The organism is Streptomyces sp. CO7 (assembly GCF_053474865.1).
Genome location: NZ_JBRIOU010000002.1, coordinates 163,023 through 164,877, shown reverse-complemented (window position 1 = coordinate 164,877; position 1,855 = coordinate 163,023). Strand labels below are relative to the sequence as shown.

The 1,855-nt window shown below is 69.4% G+C and carries 1 protein-coding gene; it reads right to left on the bottom strand.

What is annotated here, in order from left to right; genetic code table 11:
- Positions 1-24 precede the first annotated feature (24 nt).
- Positions 25-1,572 (bottom strand): DHA2 family efflux MFS transporter permease subunit, encoded by a 1,548-nt coding sequence (locus ACOV8S_RS02645; RefSeq protein ID WP_448315895.1) that lies wholly within the window; start codon positions 1,570-1,572, stop codon positions 25-27.
- Positions 1,573-1,855: the final 283 nt, after the last annotated feature.

Genomic DNA, 1,855 nt, shown 5'->3' with positions numbered 1-1,855 from the left:
CGGCAGCCCGACGGAGGTTGCGGGTCAGTGCATCGGCACGGCCGCGGCCTTCGCCTCGCCCGCCGTCGCGGCGGGCTTGTTGCGCGGCAGGAAGAGGGCCGGGACCAGGCAGGCCGCGATCAGCACCAGGGCGATCAGGAAGGTGCTGCCGAACGCCTCGGCCAGGTCCGACCTGCCCTGCAGGAGCAGCTGCGGCGGAACCTGGTCGACGGGCACCTTGCCCTGCATGACGGCGCTGTACGCACCGGCCGCCTTGCTGTCGAGCACGTGGTTGGTGAAGATCACCGACATGACGGCGGTACCGATCGAGCCCGCGGTCTGCTGGACGATGTTCATCATCGTCGAGCCCCGCGCGATCTGGTGGTCGGTCAGCGTGCTCAGGGCCGCGGACATGATCGGCATCATCGTGACGCCCATGCCCATGCCCATCACGAACAGCGAGCCCAGCAGCACGGCGTACGAGGTCTCCGCGCCGACCTGGGTGAAGACGGCCATGGCCGCGCCGATCACGACGATGCCGCCCAGCACCAGCTTGCCCGGGCCCATCTTGTCGGTCAGGCGACCGCCGATGGGCATGGTCAGCATCGCGCCCAGACCCTGCGGCGCCAGCAGCAGACCCGTCTTGAGGGTGCCCTCGGCGCGGACCTGGAGGAAGTAGCTGGGGAACAGCAGCATCGCGCCCATGAACGCGACCGAGAACAGCGTCATGGTGACCACGGCGATGGTCACGTTGCGGTTCTTGAACAGGCTGAGGTCGATCAGCGCGTCCGCCTTGCGCAGCGCGTGCGCCACGAAGGCCACCACGAGCAGCAGACCGATCACGCCCGGAACCAGGACCTTGGTCGCGGTGACGGTGCCCTCCTCCGGGATGGAGGAGACGCCGTACAGGAACAGGGCGAGACCCGGCGAGAGCAGCAGCATGCCGACGAAGTCGAAGGACGCGGAAGGCTGCGGGTTGTCCTTGGGCAGCACGATCCACGCGCTGACCAGGGCGATCGCACCGATCGGGACGTTGATCAGGAAGATCCACTGCCAGCTGGCCGCCTCGATCAGCCAGCCGCCGAGGATCGGGCCGCCGATCGGGCCGAGCAGCATGGGCACGCCCAGCACGGCCATGACGCGGCCGACGCGCTCCGGGCCGGCGGCCCGGGTCATGATCGTCATGCCCAGCGGCATCAGCATGCCGCCGCCGAGCCCCTGCAACGCACGGAAGGCGATCAGCGGGCCGATGTCCCAGGCGAGGGTGCACAGCGCCGAACCACCGACGAAGAGCACGATCGAGGCCAGGTACAGACGCCGGGTGCCGAACCGGTCCGCCGCCCAGCCGGTGATCGGGATGACCGCGGCGAGGGCCAGGGTGTAGGCCGTCATCGTCCAGGCGACGGTGGCGTACGTCGCGTCGAACTCGTTCATCAGGGTGGGCAGCGCGACGCTGACCACGGTGACGTCGAGGATCGACATGATGGCGCCCAGGACGACCACACCGGCGATCTTGAGAACGCCGCTGTCCAGCTTGTCCGCCGCCTGCGGACCGGCTTCGGACGCGGGAGGTGAGCCCGTGTCAGTGCTCATGGAAAGGGTTCCTTCTCTCAGTAGTCACGCGCCGGGGCCGACGTCGGCCCGACGGTGTGCACCAGGGCCGCGCGCGTCGGTGAGCCTGCCTGGGGCGGCCGGCGAAGTGCCGGCCCGACGGTGCGGCGTCCCTCATGACAACCACCGCCTGCGAAGACCTCCGGCAGGTCAGCGACCTCGGGGTCGTCCGGCTTCGCCACCGGGGGATGATATCGAAATCGGACTTATGCCGGGCACGAATTATGCCCCGGTGCACCGACAGTCCCCACCCGGGGTCCCCGGG